Origin of the sequence: Prevotella sp. oral taxon 475 (assembly GCF_018127805.1) — a bacterium.
Taxonomy (GTDB): Bacteria; Bacteroidota; Bacteroidia; order Bacteroidales; family Bacteroidaceae; genus Prevotella.
Genome location: NZ_CP072334.1, coordinates 1,009,384 through 1,033,665 on the forward strand (window position 1 = coordinate 1,009,384; position 24,282 = coordinate 1,033,665).

The 24,282-nt window shown below is 45.9% G+C and carries 15 protein-coding genes and 2 pseudogenes; 13 read left to right on the plus strand and 4 right to left on the minus strand.

Going from position 1 to position 24,282, the window contains the following annotated elements:
• Window positions 1-2: 2 nt before the first annotated feature.
• A pseudogene (gene traN / locus J5A66_RS03900) lies at window positions 3-533 on the minus strand (conjugative transposon protein TraN); the annotation flags it as partial.
• Between the two features lie 246 nt (window positions 534-779).
• Between traN and J5A66_RS03905 the strand changes: the two are divergent.
• Both J5A66_RS03905 and J5A66_RS03910 read left to right on the plus strand, forming a co-directional pair.
• Window positions 780-1,286, plus strand: a complete 507-nt coding sequence (locus J5A66_RS03905) for a type II toxin-antitoxin system antitoxin SocA domain-containing protein (RefSeq protein ID WP_211791170.1) — start codon at window positions 780-782, stop codon at window positions 1,284-1,286.
• A 2-nt stretch (window positions 1,287-1,288) separates the two neighbouring features.
• Window positions 1,289-2,965 carry a hypothetical protein gene (locus tag J5A66_RS03910; RefSeq protein ID WP_211791172.1) on the plus strand — a complete coding sequence of 559 codons (1,677 nt, stop codon included), beginning with the start codon at window positions 1,289-1,291 and terminating at the stop codon, window positions 2,963-2,965.
• 239 nt (window positions 2,966-3,204) lie between these two features.
• Here the strand turns inward: J5A66_RS03910 and J5A66_RS03915 are convergent, their stop codons facing one another.
• Both J5A66_RS03915 and J5A66_RS03920 read right to left on the minus strand, forming a co-directional pair.
• A complete protein-coding gene (locus tag J5A66_RS03915) occupies window positions 3,205-3,660 on the minus strand; it encodes an HU family DNA-binding protein (RefSeq protein ID WP_211791173.1) in 456 nt (151 codons plus the stop codon).
• Window positions 3,661-4,110: 450 nt separating this feature from the next.
• On the minus strand, window positions 4,111-5,268 hold the full coding sequence (locus J5A66_RS03920) for a hypothetical protein (RefSeq protein ID WP_211791175.1): 1,158 nt from the start codon (window positions 5,266-5,268) through the stop codon (window positions 4,111-4,113).
• 8 nt (window positions 5,269-5,276) lie between these two features.
• On the opposite strand from J5A66_RS03920, the pseudogene J5A66_RS03925 reads away from it, so the two are divergent.
• The 7 genes and pseudogenes from J5A66_RS03925 (at window position 5,277) to J5A66_RS03955 (ending at window position 18,708) form a co-directional block, all read left to right on the plus strand.
• Window positions 5,277-6,070 (plus strand): annotated as a pseudogene (locus J5A66_RS03925) (IS982 family transposase).
• Between the two features lie 323 nt (window positions 6,071-6,393).
• The gene (locus J5A66_RS03930) at window positions 6,394-9,162 is read left to right on the plus strand and encodes a GH92 family glycosyl hydrolase (RefSeq protein WP_211791177.1); all 2,769 of its coding nucleotides are present in this window, start codon (window positions 6,394-6,396) and stop codon (window positions 9,160-9,162) included.
• A gap of 11 nt (window positions 9,163-9,173) precedes the next feature.
• Window positions 9,174-9,941: a discoidin domain-containing protein gene (locus J5A66_RS03935; protein ID WP_009231264.1), complete on the plus strand. Its 768-nt coding sequence runs from the start codon at window positions 9,174-9,176 to the stop codon at window positions 9,939-9,941.
• A gap of 231 nt (window positions 9,942-10,172) precedes the next feature.
• Window positions 10,173-12,437: a GH92 family glycosyl hydrolase gene (locus tag J5A66_RS03940; protein ID WP_211791179.1), complete on the plus strand. Its 2,265-nt coding sequence runs from the start codon at window positions 10,173-10,175 to the stop codon at window positions 12,435-12,437.
• A 64-nt stretch (window positions 12,438-12,501) separates the two neighbouring features.
• Window positions 12,502-15,702, plus strand: coding sequence for a TonB-dependent receptor (locus J5A66_RS03945; RefSeq protein ID WP_211791180.1), 3,201 nt, complete (start codon window positions 12,502-12,504; stop codon window positions 15,700-15,702).
• Between the two features lie 15 nt (window positions 15,703-15,717).
• Complete coding sequence (locus tag J5A66_RS03950) at window positions 15,718-17,478, plus strand: RagB/SusD family nutrient uptake outer membrane protein (RefSeq protein WP_249110025.1); 1,761 nt, start codon at window positions 15,718-15,720, stop codon at window positions 17,476-17,478.
• 42 nt (window positions 17,479-17,520) lie between these two features.
• Window positions 17,521-18,708, plus strand: a complete 1,188-nt coding sequence (locus tag J5A66_RS03955; protein WP_211791182.1) for a glycan-binding surface protein — start codon at window positions 17,521-17,523, stop codon at window positions 18,706-18,708.
• A 316-nt stretch (window positions 18,709-19,024) separates the two neighbouring features.
• Here the strand turns inward: J5A66_RS03955 and J5A66_RS03960 are convergent, their stop codons facing one another.
• On the minus strand, window positions 19,025-20,038 hold the full coding sequence (locus J5A66_RS03960) for a hypothetical protein (protein ID WP_211791184.1): 1,014 nt from the start codon (window positions 20,036-20,038) through the stop codon (window positions 19,025-19,027).
• Between the two features lie 726 nt (window positions 20,039-20,764).
• Between J5A66_RS03960 and J5A66_RS03965 the strand changes: the two genes are divergently transcribed.
• The 4 genes from J5A66_RS03965 (at window position 20,765) to J5A66_RS03980 (ending at window position 24,242) form a co-directional block, all read left to right on the plus strand.
• Window positions 20,765-20,989, plus strand: a complete 225-nt coding sequence (locus J5A66_RS03965; RefSeq protein ID WP_211791186.1) for a hypothetical protein — start codon at window positions 20,765-20,767, stop codon at window positions 20,987-20,989.
• Complete coding sequence (locus tag J5A66_RS03970; RefSeq protein WP_211791187.1) at window positions 20,949-22,592, plus strand: hypothetical protein; 1,644 nt, start codon at window positions 20,949-20,951, stop codon at window positions 22,590-22,592. Before J5A66_RS03965 ends, J5A66_RS03970 begins: the two co-directional genes overlap by 41 nt.
• A 280-nt stretch (window positions 22,593-22,872) precedes the next feature.
• Window positions 22,873-23,304, plus strand: coding sequence for a DNA-binding protein (locus tag J5A66_RS03975; RefSeq protein WP_211791188.1), 432 nt, complete (start codon window positions 22,873-22,875; stop codon window positions 23,302-23,304).
• Window positions 23,305-23,627: 323 nt separating this feature from the next.
• Window positions 23,628-24,242, plus strand: coding sequence for a TetR/AcrR family transcriptional regulator (locus tag J5A66_RS03980; protein WP_211791189.1), 615 nt, complete (start codon window positions 23,628-23,630; stop codon window positions 24,240-24,242).
• The last annotated feature ends 40 nt before the right edge of the window (window positions 24,243-24,282 follow it).

Below are 24,282 nucleotides of genomic sequence, written 5' to 3' on the forward strand. Positions count from 1 at the left end.
CATTACTTCACTTCAAGTTCGCTGATTTCCCTTGCACGCACAAGGTTTTCGTTCTCGATGACGAACGACTGATGCCTGCCGCCGTTCTTCTCGCACAGCTCCACGACAAGTTGCTTGCCGTCGGGGATGGTGAACTTCGACATGGCAAAGACCGTGCGCTCACTCTTGCCGCCCGGCACGCAGGTAACATAGTTCTGCGCCCGCAGCGGAAGCACGACCTGCTCCTGCACGGCCGTGCGCTTGACTACCTTCTTGTCCACGATTTTCCAAGTGACGTAATCCACGTCGAAAGGAATGTGGCTTTGGTTCCTGATTTCCGTGTGGAAGTAAATCAGTCCGCCGTGCGTATAAATACCTTTCAGCAGGTATTGTACACCGAAATGCTTGCAGCCGATGTGCTTGACTGTTCGTCTGTCCTGCCTGTAAATGGACTTCATGATGAGCCGCACGAGCATCGGGCTCTCACTGCCCAGTTCGTTAAGGTACACCTCCTGCGCATTGTTCGGACGGTTCGCACTTTCACTGTCGTGAATGATGTGTGCTTTGCACCAATCTTAGCTGCGCTCGGCATAGCCGGAACAAATTCCTCTCTGCCCTTGTTGGCAAAAGAAGTCCGTTCTCCACCATGCATAAAATGTCATATCGAAATGAATGCTTTCTACAGAGGTGAGTTATAAGATAATTGTGAATTTTATGGGTTTAAACAGTGCTATACTCATTTTTTATGTGTATCTTTGCGCCACTAGTAATATTATCATCAAGATAGTAGAGTATATATTATGGAAGAGAAAATAGCTTGTTTTGAGTATATTGTAGACCAATTACGTCTTAGGAACAATGGTAGTTTAGATGGGTTTACGACTCTGAAACTAATAAAACTTCTATTCCTAGTTGTAGGTGTTTCTTCAAACGAAAATGAAGAAGGGCTTACAAGGATTTTTAATAAATTTTCTGCTATGCCTTATGGACCTGTTGAAAGTGATATTTATAATGCAATTCAAACAAATAGACTTAATAAATATTACATAAGTTCATCTTTGTGCACTATAAAAGAGGACCGTGATATAAATCTAAAAGGACAAGATAGGCAAGAAATTAATGATGCTATAGAGCAATTGCTGATAAAAAACCCTAAAATATTACAATCCCAGCCTTTTGAGTTGGTAGATATCACCCATAAATGGAGTTGTTGGAGAACATGCTATAATGTTGCCTTGTCTAATAACAGACATAGCATAGATATGCCTGCAAGAATGATTCAAAAAAGTGTCAAATATTACCAATAAATATGGGTTTGCACATCGAAGAATGTATTGATAAATACAAAGAGTTTTTCTCACAAGAGGACAACTCCAATGGCTTATCTGAAAAATATAGTACAGAAGAGGACGTTTTTACCAAAGAAAAGTATGAAGAATTTGAACGTATATTCTTTATAACAATGAATAACGCTCTATTTATTGGTGAGTATTTAGAAGATAATTACACAGAGAAAATAGAGGAGTTTGAAAATATCCTACTTAATAATGATAGCAAATTCTCTCCTTATATTAGAAATGCATTAAAAGGGCTAAGAGAGGCTCTTTTTGGTATTCAAACTGAAAATAGAACGTTACAGGTAAATCTCACCAAAAATGATTCTTCTACAGTAGCAAGCCCATTAGAGAATTTTCAATACTATGATGCTTGGCATACGATATCGCTTAAATTGCTTTATATAGACCACACACTAATCAATAAAAGAGAATATAGAGAAACGCTTATAAAGTTGTACTACGAGATTGAAGCGACTATTATCGGACTTGATAACGAAGATTTACGCCAAGTTTTTCAAAAGTTGAAAAGTAAGTGCTCTTTCTTGTTAGGAAAGACGTTTGTCTTTGATAATAAAGAAAAATACTATTATTCTGTCGATTTCGAAAAAAAGAAAGTGAATGAGATAATAAAAGGTGACACATTCAATAAAGAATTCTCTTCTTTTTTTGCACAGATGTACCCATGTAGATATGAGAAGGAGCTAATTTGTAAATATCAAAAAGAATTCTCTGAAAAGAACTTTTCTTCAACAGGTTTTATTGTTTTAGCATATTATTATGATACATCAGAGAGAAAGTCAGTACAGAGATTAAAAAACTTATTAGAAGACTTTCATGAATATGAAGAATCAATGAAGAACAGGGGTTTATCTAAGTTCGATTCCGAAGCCATTCAAAGTATAAAAAGTTATATCTCAAATTGCTATTTTTCCTTATCACTAAAACAAAAAGGATATACTATTGATAGCTTGAAAATAGATATAGAAAAAATAGAAGCTACCCAAGAAGAAACAGGTATTACGAATTATCATCCATATAAAAAAGCACTATCCTTCTTGGGTAAGCATATAGAAACCCTTAAAGAGGATGAGAGTAAACAACTTCAAAACGGATTGGAGCTATATAACAATCTATACAAAAAATATAAATCAACATATGAAGAGTGCATATTGCGCTGCTTTACTCCCTTCCAGCTTTTGAAAAATGATTGTAAAACTGATAATACCATCTTTTTTGCATCCACATTTTCAAAGCCTATTTCTCCACATAAATTAAAAGATGATGAGCGTAAATATCGAGATTTAATGCTGTACTTAAGGATGAAAGAACGCTTAGCAAAGAGAGAAGCCGAAATAACGAGCGTTGCTAACAGTATTCGAGATTTTAGGCGTCAGTCTTTTGAATACTTAGGTATTTTTATAACAATCATAACCTTTCTGTTCGGTAGTATCCAGTTATTCGGAAACAAAGAAATTACTCCAAAAGCTTCGATTATCAATATTGTCTCTTTAGGAATTGTTTTAGCAATATTCATGGCAATGTTATACATAATATTGTATTGCACAAGATGTAAGATCCTAGCTTTGTCTATCCTTGTAATATTAAGTTTTATAGCACTTGTTGTTTATACGAACTATATCCAAGTATGATAAACTCTTCTTTGTATATTATACGGATAATTTCTATTCTTATTTTTCAATACTATACACTTTCAGTATATAAATATGGATATAACATCTCTACCATTTTTTAGAAAAGTGTACAAGTATTTCTGCCTACATTAGATTATTTTGTTTAAAAAGCAATAAAACAGGAAGAGTGAAAAGATACTACGCCACACGACCGAGCATGCTTTTCACCCTTTCACCTTTTTCAATATTTCACCTTTCTACAGTTTCGGCTTTGGCTTAGCGGGTTTCTTCTCCTCGCCTTTCCATTCCTCCCATTCAATCGTCACATCCGACAGTCCGCGAACGGCGCGTTTGCCGCTACCGCTCCCTGCCGCACTCTTGCTGAACCGTGTTTCGGGGATAAAGCGCACACGAACGCCGGTAATCAGATTGGCCGACACCTCTTTCTCTGTCGGGGCACCGCCCTTAGCCGCAATGGCCGTAAAGTAGAACGAGCCGATGCCGTCGAGTTTCACCGAACGGCCTTGCGCCATATAGTCGGCCATAATCGGGGCCAGTGCGGTGAACACGGCACGCACGTCGGCTGCACTAACGGTCGACTCGGCAGCGATGCGTTTGCACAGCTGTTCGGTACTCACGGGGCTACCCACAAGAATTGATTTGGGGTACCACCGGTTGTTGATTTTCATTAGCATTTTCTTCCAAAAAGCCATAATTTAAAATGTTTTGTGCTTACGGTCGAAATCGAAACGCAGGTGGCGGGCGGTTTGAAGTAGAGCGGTATATTGCCGCCTGAAGCTGAACAATCTGTTGTCTGAAATCAAGGCGGATATGGTCTGTAATCAGAACAGCCTTTGTCTGTAGTAGGACTACATCGTGTCTAAAGTAGGAGTAGATGCCATCTGTCCTAGGACTAGACCTCGTCTAAAGTAGGACTACATCTTGCCTATAGTAAGCGTAGACAGAACCTGCATCAGAACAACATACCATTTCCTTCCTACCGACCTTTCGTCTTTATCTCTTTTTCGCACATAAGCGGATGAATAAATATGTTAACTAAAAAATATTTCTTGTTGATACCCTCCGTCTTCGGCTGTCGAGCCGAGGAGCGCGAGGGGGATATTAATTGCAATGGTTTTCACACGAGGTAATACCACTTTGAATCACTCAAATGGTTGTAAGACAGACGCATAGGGGCGATAACCACCCATTATGATTACTTCATCCTCTTGGAAGCCCATGAGGTACGCATTGAGACCTAAGCTGTTGAGTGGGTCCCCACTTGACGACCAATAGATACCGAGGCGACCAACATAGTTGAGAGTGCCCGTGCTGAAGGAACCTAACATGGGAAGGAAGAAGTAGTCGGAGGTGGAGGCAGGGATATCTCTGGTGGGAGTGGACGGTAGATATTGGTAGGTGGTACGGAAATCGATGCCCGTTGCATCAGAAGAAGAAAAGTAGAACTTCTCTTTCATGTCAGTTTGAGAGGTCAGCTGGCTGTAGCCTGCGGCTTTTAAGTCGTTGTAGATTACCGATCGTTTCTTTAGCCATAAGCCGCCCGTATAAAGGTGTCCTTTGAAAGTCCAGGGAGTCTTATTGTCATAATGTGGGTCGCCGTAAGTTTTGTAATACAGCATCTCATTGGCGTTGGGGGCAATGGTGCAGGAATTGACAGCATTGGTGACTACACCGTAGCCATTATAAGCAGTGCTGTAGTTGCTATTAGCGGAGCGAGTGCCATAACTGTCGTAATTGGTATTGTTTTCGAGCACATCGGGTAAGGTTACGCCATCCCAGTAAGGAGCCTTAGCATCCCATTGGTAGAAATAATTGAGCCATGGGCTGTAGTCGGTCACTTGCAAATCGGTAACCACACGACGGTTTTTGCCGGCAGTAAGGGTGAGATTGTTGTAAGTCTTGGTGATGGTGCCACTCTTTTGGGTGGTGTTGTCGCGCAGGGTGTATTCCACGGTGAGAGTGCCGTAGGTACCGGGAGCTAATACCATGATGGCAGCGTTCTTGGAAGGGTCGGGGATAGTGCCTCCGGGGACAGTGAAGTTGTTGTTGAGTGTGAGAGTGATACTTTGGTTGGTTGCGGAGGCTATGGGGCGTGATGTGAGGTCGATACCATTGTCGTTGAAGTTGAACTCACCTGCGATGGCTTGGTCGGCAGTCACCTTGATTTGAGTAATATAGGCACCGTCTATGGCACCTTGCTGGTTGTAGGGCATAAAGGTAAGGTAAGCCGCCTTATGGTCGAGGGTGAAGTTGTATCGACTACCCGACTTGGTGGCAATGGCTGTACCGCTTACAAACATATATAGCGATGACTACCACTGACAACGTTACTGAAATATTCTGTATACAGGATGAGTTCTGCAAGAATTTAGATGCCGAATTAACTAAAAACCTTCATATTGCACCCATAGACGAGGGATATAAGCACATGAAAAACCGCAAAGGGCAAATGTCTAAGAACGAAATCATGACCATTCTGCTGTACTACCATTTTGGTTCTTTCCGCAACTTCAAGCACTATTACCTCTTTTTCGTCAAGGAACATCTGGCAAGCTACTTCCCTAAGGCTGTTTCCTACACGCGTTTCGTGGAACTCATGCCCCGCGTGTTCTTCGACCTGATGGCCTTCATGCGCATCGAAGGTTTTGGGAAATGCACGGGTATTAATTTCGTAGACAGCACGATGATTCCCGTATGCCACAACATGAGAAGGAGATTTAACAAGGTGTTTGATGGACTTACCAAGAACGGAAAGGGGACGATGGACTGGTGTCATGGCTTCAAGCTGCATCTGCTGTGCAACGAGATGGGCGACGTCCTCACCTTCTGTCTGACTCCCGCAAACGTAGACGATAGAGACTCCAGAGTGTGGAAGATCTTCACCAAGGTGCTCTACGGTAAAGTGTTTGCCGACAAGGGGTACATCAAACAAAATTTCTTTGAGAACCTCTTCACCCAAGGCCAACCTTGTCCATTCACGGCATCGTTCTGTACATAGCTTCCTCATGAATCGCGGCATTGGCTGCATACTGTTTCTTCGAGAATAAGTCCGAAACTCTACCCATGCACATTGAAAAGAGTAGGCAATTGGAACTCTTCTAAGCTAATCCTTATCCCGAGCTGACGTAAAAGGTGCTGTATTACGGCCTAAGTTACAAAAAAAATGCGATAATGCAAGAAAGTATTGTATATTGATAATATAGTGTACAATGATTTACTATATTATTCCTAATTTTGTGCACGAAAACCGGCCAATTGTTGTTAGATTATGGTAAAATGTGCGCTGTTGCAACCATTTTATTCCTTGTGGAGCTAAATCAATAGCAAATTGAATGGTTGCCCATAAAACAGCCCTGCTTTGCCTAATCCTTGCAATAGGTGTAAATACGTATTAACAGTAACAATATATTTACCTATATAGACAAATGAGAAAACATACATTATTACCGGCTCTGTTGTTTGTAGCCGTAGCCTTGCACGCTGTGGTGCGGACAAATTTCCCTACGGACAACACGCGCGCAAAACGTAAAAAGGTGACCGTAACAAAGCAGGCACAAATCGCAAACGCAGATACCGTTATGCGCAACATCGCCCTGTCGAAAGACATTGATGTGAGTGCGTCGGCATTCGTCAACCAGAATGAGACGCCCGAGAAGGCTTGCGATGGGGACGTGCGAACCAAATGGTGCGACAACAGCTCGCCAAACAAGTGGTTGCTTTACGACCTTCAGAAAGATTACAACGTGCGTAAGGTTTGCCTGATATGGGAAAATTGGGACCCCAACAACATATATAAGGTGCAAACAAGTGTCGACGGACAACACTGGACCGACCGAATAACGGAGACAACAAATACACAAAACCAACGTGTTTACGATGTGGATTGGAAAGGTGTGCGCTTAGTTCGTTTCCTTGTGCCCGAAGAGGCCAAAGACGACGCTGTGCGCTTGATGGAGTTCCAGGTGTGGACTAGGGGCGCAGGGCAGCCCTCGCGCATCGAGCCGATAGGCAAATGGGGTGCTATGGTTAAGCCACGCTATCTGCATACGGAGGGTAAGAAAAAGATATACGCACTGATGTCGTTTGTAGACAATAGGGTGGGGGTTATCGATGCTAATGGAAGCAATTGCGTAATCGGTCCGCAAATGCCGTTCGGTTCTATCAATCCGTCGCCCCAAACACCAGAAGGCGAACACGACGGATATGCGCCTAATCAGCCAATACGTGGCTTCGGACAGCTGCACGTTAGTGGAACGGGATGGGGAAAGTATGGCCATTTCTTGCTTTCGCCTCAAGTGGGGCTTAGTATTGGCGAAACCGAACACGACTCGCCAGCAAGTGACGAGGTGGCTAAGCCCAACTATTATAGGGCAAAATTAGATAGGTATGGTATCGTTACCGAACTAACGCCAACCGAACATGCCGCCATTTACCGCTTCACTTTCCCACAAACGCCCGAGGCGAACATAGCCATGGACGTAACCCACAGTCTTACCCGCGACATTGCCAAATATATCGGCGGAACGGTTAAGGCAAACAACGTGAGCATAGACAGTGACGAAGGCGACAAGTTTTCGGGTATGATTGAATACGAAGGAGGTTTCAGCGGTGGTTTTTACAAGTTGTATTTCACCGCTCAGCTAGATAAGAAGCCTCGATCGTTTGGCGTATGGAAAAACGGAACGCTGCAACAAGGCGCCAAGAAGGCTGAGCTTACCAAAGGAGAAGACCGTATTGGTAGCTACTTTACATACTACACGAACAACGGTGAGGTGGTTAAGCTCAAGATAGCCATATCGTTTAACAGTGTTGAACAGGCCAAGAAGTATCTCGCTGCCGAAATTCCAGGGTGGGATTTCGAGACAACGAAGAAGCGTGGTGAGGACAAATGGAACCGCATATTGAGCGATATCGTTGTAGACGAAGCCCCAGCCGTGAGGATGAAACAGTTTTATTCGGCCTTGTATCACTGCTTGCTGATGCCCCGAAACCGCACCAACGAGTTCCCCGCATTCGGCAACAAGGAACTGTGGGACGACCATTTCGCCGTGTGGGATACGTGGCGTACGCTCTTCCCGCTGCTCACCATCATCGAGCCCGACGTGGTTGGACGTAACGTTCAGGCCTTCGTTAATCGCTGGAAGGTGAACGGAAAGGTGAAAGACGCCTATATAGCAGGTAACGATATGGTCGAAGAACAAGGTGGAAACGATGTAGACAACATCGTGGCCGACGCTATTATTAAAGACATTAAAGGCTTTGACAAGGCTGAGGCTTACAAGTACTTGAAGTTCAGTGCCGACCACGAGCGCCGTGCAGCGCCGTTAATGGTGGGCGAAAAGGGGTTGGGCCAAAACGATACGCTGTTCTATCGGCAGAACGGATGGCTCCCCGGTGGCGTGATGGCCCAATCAACAGCCTTGGAATACTCCTATAACGACTACTGTGTGGCATTGGCAGCCAAGAAATTGGGTCACGAATGCGACTACAAGAAATATCTGGAACGCTCGAAACGCTGGGTGAACATGTGGAACGCCGACTTGGAAAGCAAGGGCTTTAAGGGCTTTATTTGCCCCAGAGACAAAGACGGAAAGTGGATAGACATAGATGCCACCTACTTTTGGGGCTCGTGGAAACGCTATTTTTATGAAGCCAACGCTTGGACTTATTCTTTCTTCGTGCCCCACGACATAGACAAACTCATCGAATTGAATGGTGGCAAGGAGCAGTTTGCCAAGAAACTGGACTACGGTTTCAGAAACAGCCTGTTGGAGTTGGCCAATGAACCATCGTTCCTTACGGCGCGCCTCTTCAATCATGCCGGACGGATGGACCTCACTTGCTATTGGGTGAACCACGTGTTGGAAAACCTTTTCGGCGAATATTCCATGCCCGGCAACGACGATAGCGGCGCCATGTCTTCGTGGTGGCTTTTCTCGGCTATGGGTTTCTTCCCCAACGCAGGGCAAAACATCTACTATCTCAATTCGCCCTTGTTTAAACGGGTTACCATACAACGGGCAAACGGCAACATCGAGATAAGCGCGCCCAACCGCACCGACAAGAACATCTATATAAAAGAGGTGATGGTGAACGGCAAGACCTGCACCGACGGCATCATTACTTATGACGACCTGAAGAACGGGGCAACCATAAGGTACGAACTAACGAAGAGAACATCGAATAACAATTAATATTAAACAACATGAAACATTTCCTTTTGACGTTGGGCTTTATGCTCACGCTCGGTGTGCTTTCGGCATTCGGGCAACAAACGGGTAACAAGCTTTGGCTTAAAGCCTCGAAAGTGCTGCTTCCCACTGGCGGCAAAGTGTCGTTTGAGGTAGAAGGCACCAATCCGTCTGCCACCTACAAGTACAAGTGGACTTTACCCAAACAGTTTAAGAAATTGTCTGAAAGGGGCAATAAAGTGGTGGTGAAAATCCCCGATGAAGGTAATTACGAGGTGAAGGTGTTTGTGGAAAGCAACGATGAGAGCGACGACGTAGAACTGAAAACCAACGTAGAAGTATCGAACAGCAAAAAGATAGAACTGCTGAGTGTTGGCAAGAAGGTTGTGTCGTGTAGCGGCAACGTGGGCGACGAAAGGCCCGATTGGCTCTTTGATGGTACCGCCGACCCCGACAATTACAGCAAGAAATGGTGTGCCGAGGGAAAGAAAGAACACGAAGTGGTGGTAGACTTAGGGCAAACATGCCAAATCTATCGCTTGAAATTCTACGACTGCCGTACCAAAGAGACCGATTACGACAACATCCAAAACTTTAAACTCTTTGTGAGCGACAACCAAACCGACTGGACTTTGGCCCTAAGCGAGACGGGGAACAACGATAACGTGAAAGACATTACCTTTGCTCCCGTCAAGGGAAGATACGTGAAATTCGTGGCCTACGACCCAAACAAAGACTTCACCATCCGCGTCTGGGAACTGGAACTATATGGCGTAAAATAGTAAATGGCGCGGTAAGGGGGCGCCTTATGGTGCTGCATGGTTCTCTTCTTGTTCCTCCCCAAAGAACGTTTAGCCTTTCCACTTTGCCAAAAGAGCCGTGCCGGCGATTTTCAATACTCGCCAAGGCAACGTTCGAACAAGTTTGGCATTGTCTCCTTTGGCTTAACGAAAACGTCGAACTATTGCGGCGTCCGGCGCACCTTTACCCCCTCCCTTACAAACAGGTGGCTTATGCTTAAACCAGTAAGATTTTGGGTATGCCTGGCTCTTATCCTGGGCATGCCAAGGGTGTTTTTTGCCCAAGACAAGACACCCTATCGGCTTGTAAACCCCTTTATAGGCACGGGCAACGAGGGCAACTGCTTCCCTGGTGCCCAGGCTCCGTTCGGCATGCTGTCGTTAAGTCCTAACAACACGTTCGACAATTATGAAGATGCCGCATCGCGTCCGGGTTACAAATATTTCCGGAACGAGATAAACGGCTTTGGGATGACGCATTATAGCGGTGTGGGTTGCCATGCCATGCAAGACTTGCAGTTTATGCCCGTTGCGGGAACACTCGACAAATCGCCCGTGAACGACAAGCATGCATACGTGTCGCACTTCTCGCACGAACGCGAAAAGGCAATGCCTGGCTATTATTCCGTTACGCTCGACGATTACCATGTGGATGCGAAGTTCGCTGCTACGGTACACGCTGCCATCGGCGAAATTACCTATCGCGGCGACCAAGAGGCACATCTGGTGTTTGCTCCAACAAACTGTGCCAACGGCATCGGCGATGGAGAACTGCACATCGAGTCGACAGCCATGACCGTAACGGGGTGGGTTTCGACGGGCGGATTTTGTTGGCGCGACCCCAAAGACCGCCCATACCGCGTGTTTTTTGTGGCTAAGTTCAACACCAAGTTCAGCAGCTACGGCGTGTGGAAAGGCAAAGCTAAGGCCGAAGGGGCCTCTAACGTGGCAGGAGACGACGTGGGCGCATACGTGTCGTTTGGAAAGTTGAATGGAAAGGCAGTGAAAATGAAGGTGGCCATCTCGTATGTGAGTATCGATAACGCCCACAAAAACCTGCAAGAAGAGATAAGCTGTTGGGAGTTTGAGGACGTTTGCCGCGCAACGAAATCGCAATGGGAGCGCATGTTGTCGCGCCTGACCGTAGAAGGAGGCAGCGAAAGTCAACGGCAAGCATTTTACACCGCCGTTTACCACAACCTTTTGCACCCCAACGTGTACAGTGACGTGAACGGCGACTACATGGGATTTGACGATAAAGTGCATCGTGTGGCCAATGGAAGGAAACAATATGCCAACTTCTCGCTGTGGGACACCTATCACACAACCGCCACATTGCAGGCCCTAATCGCACCCGATGAGGCTTCGGACATGGCCCAATCGCTGTTACTTGATGCCGAGCAAGGAGGGGCTTATCCCAATTGGAGCATGAACAACGTTGAATATGGGGTGATGAATGGCTACTCAACGTTCCCCTTCATTGCCAATCTCTATGCCTTTGGGGCACGGAACTTCGACCTGCAAGCAACCAAAGAGATGATGAAACGCGTGTCGGTGAAACACATTAAGTGTAAAGGTTTCCACGGTTGGGAGCACGTTGAAGACTACATGACGTATGGATACGTGCCCGTAGATAGGCATGGGCATGGCGCCTCGATGACCCTTGAATATGCCATTGACGACTTTTCTATTGCCCAGATATGCAAGGCTGCCGGCGACGAGGCTGCATACAACTATTATATGAATCGTTCGCAAAGTTTCGAAAAACTATTTGATGAAGAAACGCGGCTGATAAGGCCGAGAAACGCCGACGGCAGTTTCCTAACGCCTTTCGCACCCAACATGGAGAAAGGCTTTAACGAAGGTAATGCCATGCAGTATTTTTGGAGCGTTCCGCATAACGTAGATGCCTTGACAGACTTTTGTGGAGGTAAGGACGCTATGGAGAAACGGCTCGACACGTTTACGTCGCAAGTGAAGTGCGGTTGGGCACCCGATGTTCCATATTATTGGTTGGGCAACGAACCTTGCTTTGGGAGTGTCTACGTGTACAACTTCTTAGGCAAGGCATGGAAAAGTCAACGGATGGTGCGAAACGTCCTCAATCGGTTCGACGATACGCCTAACGGGCTCCCCGGCGATGACGATGCCGGTGCAATGTCGGCCTTATACGTATTCTCGGCTATGGGATTGTATCCCTACATCCCGGGCATTGGAGGCTTTGTGGTAACGGGTCCGCTGTTCACTAAGGTTCAGTTGCAGCTCAAGGGGGGTAAAACGCTCACTATTATTGGTGAAAACGCAGGCAATGATGCCCCTTACATACAGCGTTTGCAAGTAGACGGGCGCGAAACAACATCCACGTGGTTAGACTGGAACAAACTGAAACATGGCGCAAGGCTGAACTTCGTGATGGGTAAAGAGCCCAACAAACAATGGGGAGCGACAGAGAAAGACGTTCCGCCGTCTTATTATTAAGGTGGGATGGGCAAGCAAACGCTTTGCTGCCTGCCAACAATCTAAGTACAAACAATAAAATCAGATGAGAATGAATAAATACGCATTGTTGCTGTTCTCGCTTTGTTCGGTGCCCTTGTCGGCATTAGCTCAGGGCAAACACATAACGGGTAGGGTGTCTGACACGAAAGCCGAACCCATCGTGGGAGCAGTAATCAAAATTCAAAACAAGGCTGCTGTGGTTACGGATGCCGAGGGTAGGTATGCCATTGATGCAGAGCCTGGCGACGTGTTAGACATCACTTGTATCGGCATGCAGAGCCAAAGGTTGAAGGTTGGCAACCGGTCTACCCTCAATGTGGTGCTGCAAGACGATGCCGTGAAACTCGACGACATCGTCGTTGTGGGTTATGGCACGATGAAGAAACGTGACCTCTCGGGAGCAGTGGCCAAGATAAGCGGCGACGACCTTTTGGGGACGGGCGCTTCCAGCTTTAACCAAGCCCTGCAAGGAAAGGTGTCGGGTGTGGTGGTTAACAAAACCGACGGGGCACCGGGCGGCGCCATCAGCATCAATGTGCGTGGCGCAAACTCGTTCACCACAAGCACCGAGCCGCTTTACATTGTAGATGGTGTTCCCTTTGAAACGGCTGGCACGCCATCGAGTAAGGCCACCGACGGCAGTCAGATGCGCATGAACGCCCTCGCCTCGATTAACCCACACGACATCGAGTCGCTCGAAATACTTAAAGATGCCTCTGCAACGGCCATCTATGGGTCGCGTGGAGCCAACGGCGTGGTGCTCATTACCACGAAGAAAGGTAAGGCCGGGCGTGGAAAGATTGAGTTCACGTCGAACCTGAGCATGTCGAACGTGCTGAAAAAGATAGATGTGCTCGACCCCGTTACCTACGCGCGTTACATTAATGAACAAACGGCCAACAGGGCAATATATAACGGAGAAACCGTGAACGGGCTGCCTTACGAGGGAAAATGGAAGTATCGGGAACTCAACGGAAAGATTGTTGAGAACTCGGGCGTGTACAATCCCTCGCCCGAGGATTTCCTCAATCCAGGCCTGCGAACCGACCAATATGGGAACAAAACGATGGTGCGAGGCACCAATTGGCAAGACGAAATCTACCATACGGGTTTCTCTCAAGAGTACAACCTTAACGTGTCGGGTAGCGACAACAATGGTTGGTGGTCGTTTTCGGGTAACTATCTCAACCAAACGGGCGTTATCAGGCGTTCGGGATTTGAGCGTTACATCCTTCACATGAACATCGGACGTAGGGTGAAAGACTGGTTAGAGATTGGCATGAACATGAATTACACCAACTCGACGACCGACTTCGCCAAGTCGAGCAATGAAGTTGGTGTGGTAAGGTCGGCCTTGGTGTTCCCTGCCACTTATGCTCCCGATGTCAGCGTGTATGAGTCGGACAAGCTAAACTGGCTTGCATCGAACCCTGTCGTTTATCTTAACAACTCGAAAGACCAGCAGCGGATGAGCAACTTCTTCTCCTCGTCTTACTTGGAGGCTAAGATCAGACCTTATTTAAAGTTCCGACAGAACCTCGGATTGGGTTATTCGGAAAACAGTCGCGGGTCGTATTACGACAGGCATACCTCCGAAGGCAAGTATCCCGACAATGGGAAAGGAGGGCAAAGCGATAGCTGGTGGAAGAGCCTGACGTCCGAATCGCTGCTTACTTTCGATAAGAGTTTCGGTGGAAAGCACTCTGTAAACGCCTTGTTAGGCTTTACCTACGAGATAGCCAATTTCGGTTCGAAGGGCATGTCTGCAAAAAACTTCCCCTCGGACGTAACCCAAGAGCACAATATGGGATTGGGATTAAGCTATAATGCGCCAGAGAGCGAGCGCGGACAGCAAAAGCTGATGTCGCTATTGGCACGCGTCAACTATTCGTATTCAGGCGGAAAATACGTCGCTACCGCATCTTTGCGTCGCGATGGATCGAGCAAATTCTCTCAGGCAAACAACAAAATAGGGCACTTCGCATCAGGTGCGGTGGCCTGGCGACTATCAGAAGAACGCTTCGTTAAGGATTTAGATATCTTCGATAACCTTAAACTGCGATTCAGCTACGGACAAACGGGTAACCAAGGTATTGGCGCTTATCAGGCACAATTATATATGATAGCGTCTAACTATCCTTATAATGGCAGCATGTCTAGTGGTTTCTCGGAGGTGTTATGGCGTGGCGCGCTGAACAAAAACCTGAAATGGGAAACCACCGACCAATTTAATCTTGGCCTTGACATGGCCTTTTGGAGAGGAAGGGTTAACCTCACGGCCGACTTGTATTGGAAAAAGACGCGCGACTTGCTGCAAAGTACCGCCATCCCTTCTAGCAACGGCTTCGTCAATATGTGGTCTAACGAGGGTCATGTGGTGAACAAAGGACTTGAAGTTGCAGCGAAGTTCAATGCCATTAACCATAAGGGTTTCAACTGGAACATCGAAGCGAATATCGCCTTTAACAAGAACGAAATAGGCGGACTCTCGTCTGACCGCTTCGCCGAACGCATATCTGCGGGTATGGAAAAGGTGTTCGTTCAACGCAACGGACTTCCTATCGGAGCCATTTACGGCTTCTTGGAAGACGGATTTTATGATAACGAGGCCGAGGCTCGTATGAATAAGAGTTACGCAGGAATGTCGTCTGAAGATATTAAACGTTTCGTTATCGGTGAGGTTAAGTACAAAGACCTTAACGGAGATGGGATGATTACCGATGCCGACAAAACCGTAATAGGGAAGACTTTACCCGACTATACCTTCGGAATTACCAACACGTTCAGTTGGAAAGGGTTTAACCTGAGTTTCTTCTTCCAAGGTTCGGTGGGCAATAGCCTCTTCAATGCCAACATGCGTGATGTTCGCCTCGACGACATTGGCAATATTCCCCGCAGTGCGTACGAGGCTAGATGGACACCCGAAACGGCTGCAACGGCGCGTTATCCCAAAAACGTGGCCACGCGAAACCGCGATATGAAGGTGTCGGATCGTTATGTGGAGGATGCCTCTTACTTACGACTGAAGAACCTAAACCTAGGTTATAACATCAAGCCACATTGGCAAGGCATCTCTAATATATATGTATATGCCAGCGCCACAAACCTGTTTACCATTACCAAATATAGCGGAGCCGACCCCGATGTCAATGCTTTCGGATGGGACGCATCGCGACGTGGCGTGGATTATTACTGCTATCCTGGTAGTAGAACCTTTACCATCGGATTTAAGTTGGATTACTAAAAACGGAGTCTCATTATGAAAAAGATATGTGTTAAATCCATTGTCGCTTGCTTGTTGGGCACACTTGCTACGACGTTTTGCGTCTCATGCGCAGACATGTTGGACGAGAAAGGCTTCTCGTTCGTTAACGACAAGAACATAGAAAATAACGACGAAGGTGCCCAGCAATGGGCCACAGGGGCATTTAGTGTGCTCACTTACGAGGTGTTTCGCTGGGATGCGTTCCCCCATGTACTCGATTTCGACTGCGATTATATGACCGGACCCGACTGGGCATTTGGCAAATTTGGGTCGGGAAACTTCCAAGACGACGACCACGCACAGCAGATGTGGGAGAAGATGTATAACATGATACACCGCTGTAACCTAGGAATTGAGAACGTTGAGGCTATGACGGGCACCACACCACGTGGCAAAGACAATGCCATTGGCGAAATGCAGGTGCTCAGGGCATACGCCTATTTCCTCCTGGTAAGGGCATTTGGCCCCATCCCCATTCGTGATCACACCATCAATTCGGGACTTTCCGACATTCACCAGCCACGCCAACCCATCGACTCTGTTTACCATTACATCATCGCCAACTTGCAACAGGCCGAGCAACGGCTCTATAAGAACACCGATAGGGAATTCTCCTTGGGGCATGTTTCGGCAGGAACGGCTGCGTCGCTCTTGGCAAAGGTCTACCTAACCATGGCTTCGGGTGCTGTTCCCACAGGCGAAAAGGTTATCGTAAGGGGTGGAAAGGCGTTCGAGAAAGTGGCAGGCGAGAAGGTTTACACCAATCCCGTGGCCATTGAACACCAGAAAACGCAGCTCGCAGGATATGACAAGATAGACTACATGAAGTACTTCGCCTTGGCCCGAGATAAGGCTAAGGAAGTGATGGACGGTAAGTATGGCTCGTACGACTTACTGCCTTATGATGCGCTTTGGGCAATAGGCAACCGCAATAAGGTGGAACACATCTGGAGTTTGCAAACCGTTTCCAACGATGATATTTATGGCGTGTCTTTTGGCGAAGGCTATGCGGGCGTGTTAGGTACGGCTGGCGAGACCTATGGCTTACATCATGGCATGCGCAATCATTGGTATAAGCTGTTCGAACCGCAAGACTATCGCATCACAAAAGGCGTGATGCACCGCTGGCAACGCTATCATGCCGTAGACTATCATGGCGGTTCCTATTATCCCAACACCGATGAATGGAAGAAAAAAGCCCAAGGTTATACCAATGATGAAGGAAAGTGGGTGGCTCCCGTTGCACCCTTCAACGATGGACTTTCTTACGAAAGCAAGAACGATAACAATTATCTGGCTTATCTCACTAAGTACACTTACGTAAGCGACAGAACGAAAAAGCGGGCCGACATATATTTCCCCTTCTTGCGTTTTGCCGATGTACTGTTGATTTATGCAGAGGCAGCCAACGAAGCCAACAATGGTCCTACCTCCGAAGCGCTTAATGCACTTAACCGCGTAAGGGTGCGCAGCAATGCCACGCCCAAATCGCTTACGGGTGTAGGGAATATCAACGACAAGGTGCTTTTCCGCTCAGCCGTGCTGGAAGAACGAGCAATGGAATTTGCCGAAGAGGGCGATCGTCGCTGGGACTTGATAAGATGGGGCATCTATCTGCCCGTAATGAATGCCATTGGTGGAACAGACGAGGTGGACATAGTGAAATCAAGGATGGAAAAACACCAGCTCTTCCCCATTCCTGGTTCGGAAGTGGGCGTTAATAAGTTCATAACTACAAACAATCCGGGGTGGTAATGGCCTTGGCTAGAGATAAACATCCCCTTTAATTGCACGATAATGAAAGTAAAGATAAGAAAACAATTGCACCTTGGTTTGTTTGTCATTGCCACGGCGATGATGTCTTGCCAAAACATTGTAGACAATCCCGCAGTGGAAGATTTCTCTGCCAACGGTGCCCCCACGATAACGAAGATAACCTCGGTTACCGATTTAGATCAGTCGGTTACCCAAAGTGGCATGGGGCAATGGCTTGCCATTCATGGCGACAACTTGGCTCATCCCACGGCCATTCTCTTTAATGATGTGGAAGTAAAACTTAAAGACGTTTATGCCGTTCGCACCCGAATAAACGTGGCCATACCCACCGAAGCGCCTAGCAAGCTAACGAACACGCTTACCGTGCGTACTGCTTTGGGTGAAGTCACCACGAATTTCACCGTCGATTTCCCAAAACTAAAGGTTGTGGGACTAGACAATGAATTTGCGAAGCCTGGTAGTAACGTCACTGTTATGGGTGAGTTCTTCAACCTATATGGGCTTACTTCCAACGAGGCTACATTTACATTAGGTGGCAAATCGCTAACGGTTGTTGAGAAAAACGACAAGAAAATTGTGCTCACCATACCCGAAGATGCGGTTGATGGAGGAGAAATCGTAATTTCAAGTCCCAAGTTAGAGCAGCCCGTACGTCTGCCTTATCGCGACAAGGGCGTACAACTTTTCGCCAGTTACGATAAAGATTACCTTTTCGGAAAAGGCTATCTATGGACATCGCAAGACTATTTCACCGACGGAACGAACGAGGGAGACCCCGTTCCACCTATTGGAAAGTGGTTCTTTAGACGAAAGAACACCTACTCTGCATGGAATTGGGATACGCTCATTGCTGGGCATTTCGACCTCGATGATGCTGATGTGGTGAGCCATTTGGAAAACTATTGTATCAAGTTTGAGGTGTGGACAGCCAAGGATAAGCCCATACCCACAGGCGATTTCATATTTTGGAGCCAGCAAAGCGCAGACAATATGAAGCTGCGTTGGAACCCTGCAGACCAAGGAGTGTCGTTAAATACCAACGGTGAATGGCGCACCATAACCCTAGATGCCACCACGTGGTTCAGGGATAACGATGCTCAGCCGGTATTGAAAAAGGGTAGCAACGACTTCACCATTGTTTATCAGCCCCATAATGGGTTTGATGCCGACTTCGCACTTGCCAATCTAAGGTTCGCCAAAAAGCGGTAAGGGCGGGTCCTAAAATTAGTTTCTATGGATCTCTAGGTCTTATTTGAGCAGATTTCGCTTACTTTCTTGAAAGGGCATAATGAACAAATGCAACTGAAAGAGTAAACGAAACCTGCCAAGTAAAAATAAGAAAGGCATAGAACAGCCACCGAATAAAGGAGGCTTGTAATATAGTTCTGAATTTTTATAACGTGATTATATGTAATACCATTTATATTAGGAAAACACAAAAACAAGGCAGGCTCTGAACGCTATTAACGGTTTCAGAACCTGCCTTATTTGGTGTTGCGCATGTTGTTATGCCATAACAGCCGTGTTACCTTCTAAACACTTTCTGTGCGCGACCATTCTTTTTCTCAATGTGCAAACCCTTGGCGGGTTCTTTCAACTCTCTACCATCTAGACTATAATAACGTGTTTGCGTGTCGGTTGATGCTTTTTCGTTATCAATACGCTTGATGGGTGTCACCTCGCCATTGGTTGCGAAGCGTGCGCCTTTAAGCACAAACGTGGCACCCGACGGACCTTTTACATAAACCTGCCTTAACTTGTTCTTATCTTTAGATAAGGGTACGTTAATCTGCGAAGCGCCTGCTTCAAACTTGCTGGTGGTTGTTTGGGCGTTTTCACCATCGTATTCGATACCGATTTCACCTTCGGTTGCTGTTGGTTGGGCAAACTGAATGACGAACATGTCGAAGAGACTGAAATCCCTAAATTGGTCGTTGAAGTACCATCCTTTATGTGCCCAGTCGTCTTTAATGCTGATGGTTTTTGTTGCAGGGTCGTAATCTGCTCCGCCACCTTCGTTTACCTTCTTCAATGTGAGGTCGAATCGCTTGGCCTTTTCTTCTTTCAGCATTTGTTCGTATTCGGCCTTTGTACAGGCAATAACCTTGTCTATGGTAATCATACCAGGGTAGTCGGCACTTTGTAAGAAGAAATCTTTTACGTTCTTCTTATGTTCGGGGTTCAGGTCAATACCTGCAACGAGAAGTCCTGGTGTGATAGCTCGCTCCGCGCCCCAACTGTCTTGTTGTGTCGTTCCGTCTGTGTATTCGGTCTTAATCTTAAACATACACGAGGCGTCTTTTAGTTTTAGCACCAGCATGTCGTATTCCGAGAAGTCTGTTCCACCTTCAAACACGCATCTGTCTTTGTCGAAGAACTTGAAGGTGACCCCGTTCCACTCGGTCATAAAAGCGATATTGTTTCCCAAGATCTGGCAATTGGCATCCCAAGGTTGGAATTCACCAGCAATCTCTTTCATCGGGAAGGCGCTCAATCCTGTGAAGAGCGCAAAGGAAGCTAGTAAAAATGGCTTTCTCATAATAATTTTTTGTTTATGTTAGACGTTACAAATTTAAGTCTTTTATCCCTCTTTCGTTGATATAATCTTATCATAAATTGGTATAATTTTGTCTTTATTCATCTATATTCTCCTCTTGTAGTGTACTAAACAAGTTGATACATTTTAAACCCCTCAACTCATTCTTTGATGCACTCTATTGGGCAACCATAACACTTACCACCAACGTTGTCTATGGATTTAGCCTCTCTCATCCTTGGTGCGCACTTACCGGCTGACATTGCAATGGTACTTATGATTATCTATGAGTTGTATTTTCTTTTCACAATATTTGGCAGTTCGGAAAGATTGTGTTATCTTTGCCGCCGTGAAACGTAAGAGTGTTATAAAATAGCAAGATGATACGAGGCACAATGAATAATAGACAAGGCATAATGAGCAATAGACATGGCGCAATGCCGAGGCAGAAAGGCGAGAACTTTTCTGTTATTTTTGTACCCGATTATTTGGTGGTTCCAAATAATTTGCTAACACACACACACACACACACACACACACACACACACACATTCGCACCTAGCGTCTAACTACACTTTTTTCACTTTCGCTTACGCGCGCGTGAAGCGTGTCGTAACCCCAATAAACAAAGGGCTCCAAGGAGTTCCCTTTGTTCGCTTTTTCGTGCCCTTTTGCCAAGCCGCGCAAGAGGCAAATAACAACGATTTATCACCAAATAAATAATACAATATGAATATAAAAGAATTTAAGAAGCAGATGTATGTCTGCCCTACTATCAAAATTGTTAAAACTGATTTGGAATATCAACTATTAACAGGTTCTAATATGAGCGGTGGGCATAACTCGGGTACCATTGCTCCACCGGTGAGTAATGCTAAACAAGGTTTTTTCGAGGATGAAGCCGAAGAAGAAGATGAAGATAAAGAAGATTATAACAATTCTTGGGGGATTTAAAGAAGAAGAAAGATTAAAAAAATTAACAACAATGAAGAAAAGTATTTTATGTGTATTCGCTATGGTGGCACTTTTTGCTGGCTGTGTCAACAATACTGCGGATGAAGAAAAAGAAACCAAAGAGCCGAAAGAAGAGAGTTCCACCCAGCAAGGAACTACCTTTATTGGCGGAATAGCAATCAAATCAACTACAACATCTGCCACTCGTACATCGCTCAGCATGGTTTATCCCGGTGGTACGCAGGTAGATTATTTTTGGGAAAAAGGCGACAAAATATGGACTGCTGATGGAGCAAATGGAGAAGCGCAAATCACAACAAAGTCTGCAACAGCTAAATTCATGTTATCACAAAGATACAATACACCCACCGTTACTTTGTATTATCCCGGTAAACTTGCTACAAGCTATAACAACGTAACGATTGCAACCCAACAAAATCAATACGAGCCAAATACAACAGATAAACTTGGCGATTATGGCGATTGCGGTACGGCAACAGCTCAACGACAGCCCGATAATTCCTATACATTCAATCTCGACCATAAAGCAGCCTACCTCTGTCTACTGCCTTATTCAAGCTATAAACTAACATCTGCTTATATCTCTCAGGTAAAAATAACAGCAGACAATAATATTGCAGGAACTTACACACTGACAAAAACGGGGCTTACAGGTAATGGGTCGTCTAATACGATCATGCTCACCACCAAAGCAGGAAGCGGTGTTTATGCCAATGGTTTTCCTTTAACCAATACAGATGTAAGTCAAAACACTAATGCAATTTATGCCGTAATTGCTCCCGGAACGCATGCGCTTACGATAGAATATTCTTACAAGGATAACATAACAAATATAGAAACGACTGTGACTAAGATGATTGCCTCACAAAACTATTTAGAGAATACAGTCTATCCTATTCTGAATGATATTAAACCTAAAAATTATTCTAGCGATGGATATTTTAATTGGAGCGCAAAAGAACATCTTTGGGCAGGTCGTGAGGAAGACCGGCTTACAATCAATGGGACAGAACTCAATAAAACATATCCATTCGCAGTTTTCAAAAGATCGATGGGTGTAGGTGGATTTTTTCCTCAATCGGGCACCAACAGTTGCCAAAACTGTCCGAATGCAAATGAACTACTTTGGTATGTCAAACGTGGAGAGCCACGATGGGATGATAATATTGTTTGGGCTGTAATGGGACATCTTTATAAAGGCGGGCTATGGTTAAAAAAGAAAAACAATATTGCAGGCTACAATCCTTCTGCTGCCCCTGACGACGGCAAAGATTATACAACAGATGACTTGAATGTCGGTCTCGGTGGCGGTCACGGTTGGTTTCGTTATGAAACTACCTTAAAATCGGTTTCGTCTGCCGATAACCTGAACGACTATTTCTATCTACCGGCATTAGGCATATACTATGCAGACCCTAGCAGAATTACGTTGGAAGATATTGGTATTGCTGGAAACTATTGGTCGAAGACTTTCTCTCCTTGGTCAAATGGATTTATATACAATTTACACTTCGACAGGAATAAGAAGATTTGGGTAGGAATAACGATTGGTTGTGCTTTACCTATTTGGACAGCCCAATAGCATAGAATAATCTCAAGGACTCCCAATTAAAACCCTCAAGGATGTTAAGTATCACTCCTCATGAAGTCTAAGTTAAAGTCCTCTGGGAGTCTAAGTTAAAGTCCTCTGGGAGTCTAAGTTAAAGTCCTCGACGAGTTTAAGTATCAGTCCTCCGGTAGCTTAAGTATCCGTCCAAAAGGAGTTTAAGTATGAGTGCAAAACATGCGCAGAAACAGAACACGTTAACGGGGCAAAGCCCAACGGCAGAGCCCCATATTATTCATTTAATACATAAGAAAACATGATTAGTTTTAAAGTAGTTGAGAGTATTCTCAGAGTAGGCCCGCGCAAGGGGCAAAAGGGGTATGGAGCGGTGCAGAAGGCTCCGATGAAGTTCTCGCAGGAGTGGCTCATCAACCGCATCGTGCGCGAAACGTCGTTGAGCGAGGGCGATGTGAGGAACGTGTTTATCACGCTGCGCAACATCGTGGTAGAGGTGGTGACGATGGGCGGTTCGCTTGACTTGGGCGACATCTTTTCGCTTCGCACCACCATTCCTTCGCGGATGCTGGAGAAAGAGGAGGACGTGACGGTTGCCTCTGCGCTGAAACGCCCTCGCATCATTGTGACGTGGAAGGATGCTATCCGTAAGGTGCTCGGTAAAATCGAGGTGGAGGTGGATAACCCCAAACGGAAGGACTTGAATAAAAAGCCGAAAACGCCGAAGCCGTAGCAGGAGTGCTTCTTCTCAACGGGCGTGGAGCCACGGGGTGGAAGTTTTATTTTAGAACAAACTAGTTTGACTTATAAAATAAATTTAGACATTCAACACACATAAGTATTTATTGCAAAATACTTATTTTTGGGTATTGCGGTGTTTTGATGTCTTTGCTACTTTTGCAAAACAAACATTGCAACTATGCGAATACACGATATTTATATAGTAAGAGCGCAAATGGGCTCGTTCAATCTATCGCACCGTTCGATTACGAAACGGTGCGATTTTTTTATGAACAAAACAGAACTTAGTTCATTATTTAAAGTTTTCATGGGCGTATGCAGAAACTGAAAGACGACATTCGGCAGCGTATTGTTGCCGTGGCGCGAGAGGAATTCATCGCTCACGGCGCACGCAACACGTCTATCCGCACGGTGGCGCGGCGTGCGGGCATTGCTGCTGGCAACGTGTATAACTACTTTCGCAGCAAGGACGAGCTGTTCTGTGAGGTGTTGCGGCCGCTGCTCAACGAGCTGAACCGCTACATTCTGTCGCACAACGAGGAGCGGCACCTCTGCATCGAGGTGTTCGACGCACTCGATTTTCAGAACGAATACATCGGCACAATGAAGAAAATGGTGAAGCTTTACCGCCCCGAACTGCGCCTGCTGTTGTTCAATGCCGAAGGCACATCGCTTACTGGGTACAAGGAAAGGATAGTTAAGCACCAAATGAAAGTTGGTTCGGAATACCTGCGACTGATGAAAGCGCGCTATCCGCACATCAACATTGACATCTCGCCCTTCTTCCTGCACATTGCGAGTTCTATGTGGGTGAACATCTTCTGCGAACTTGTGGAGCACGAGGACTACGACGAAAGCGAGGTGAACCGTGCACTCGAGCAGTATGCCGCTTACAGTATGGCAGGGTGGAGAGAACTGATGAAACCTTAGAAACCGTAGAAACAATAACCTTTTAACATATATAGAAGAA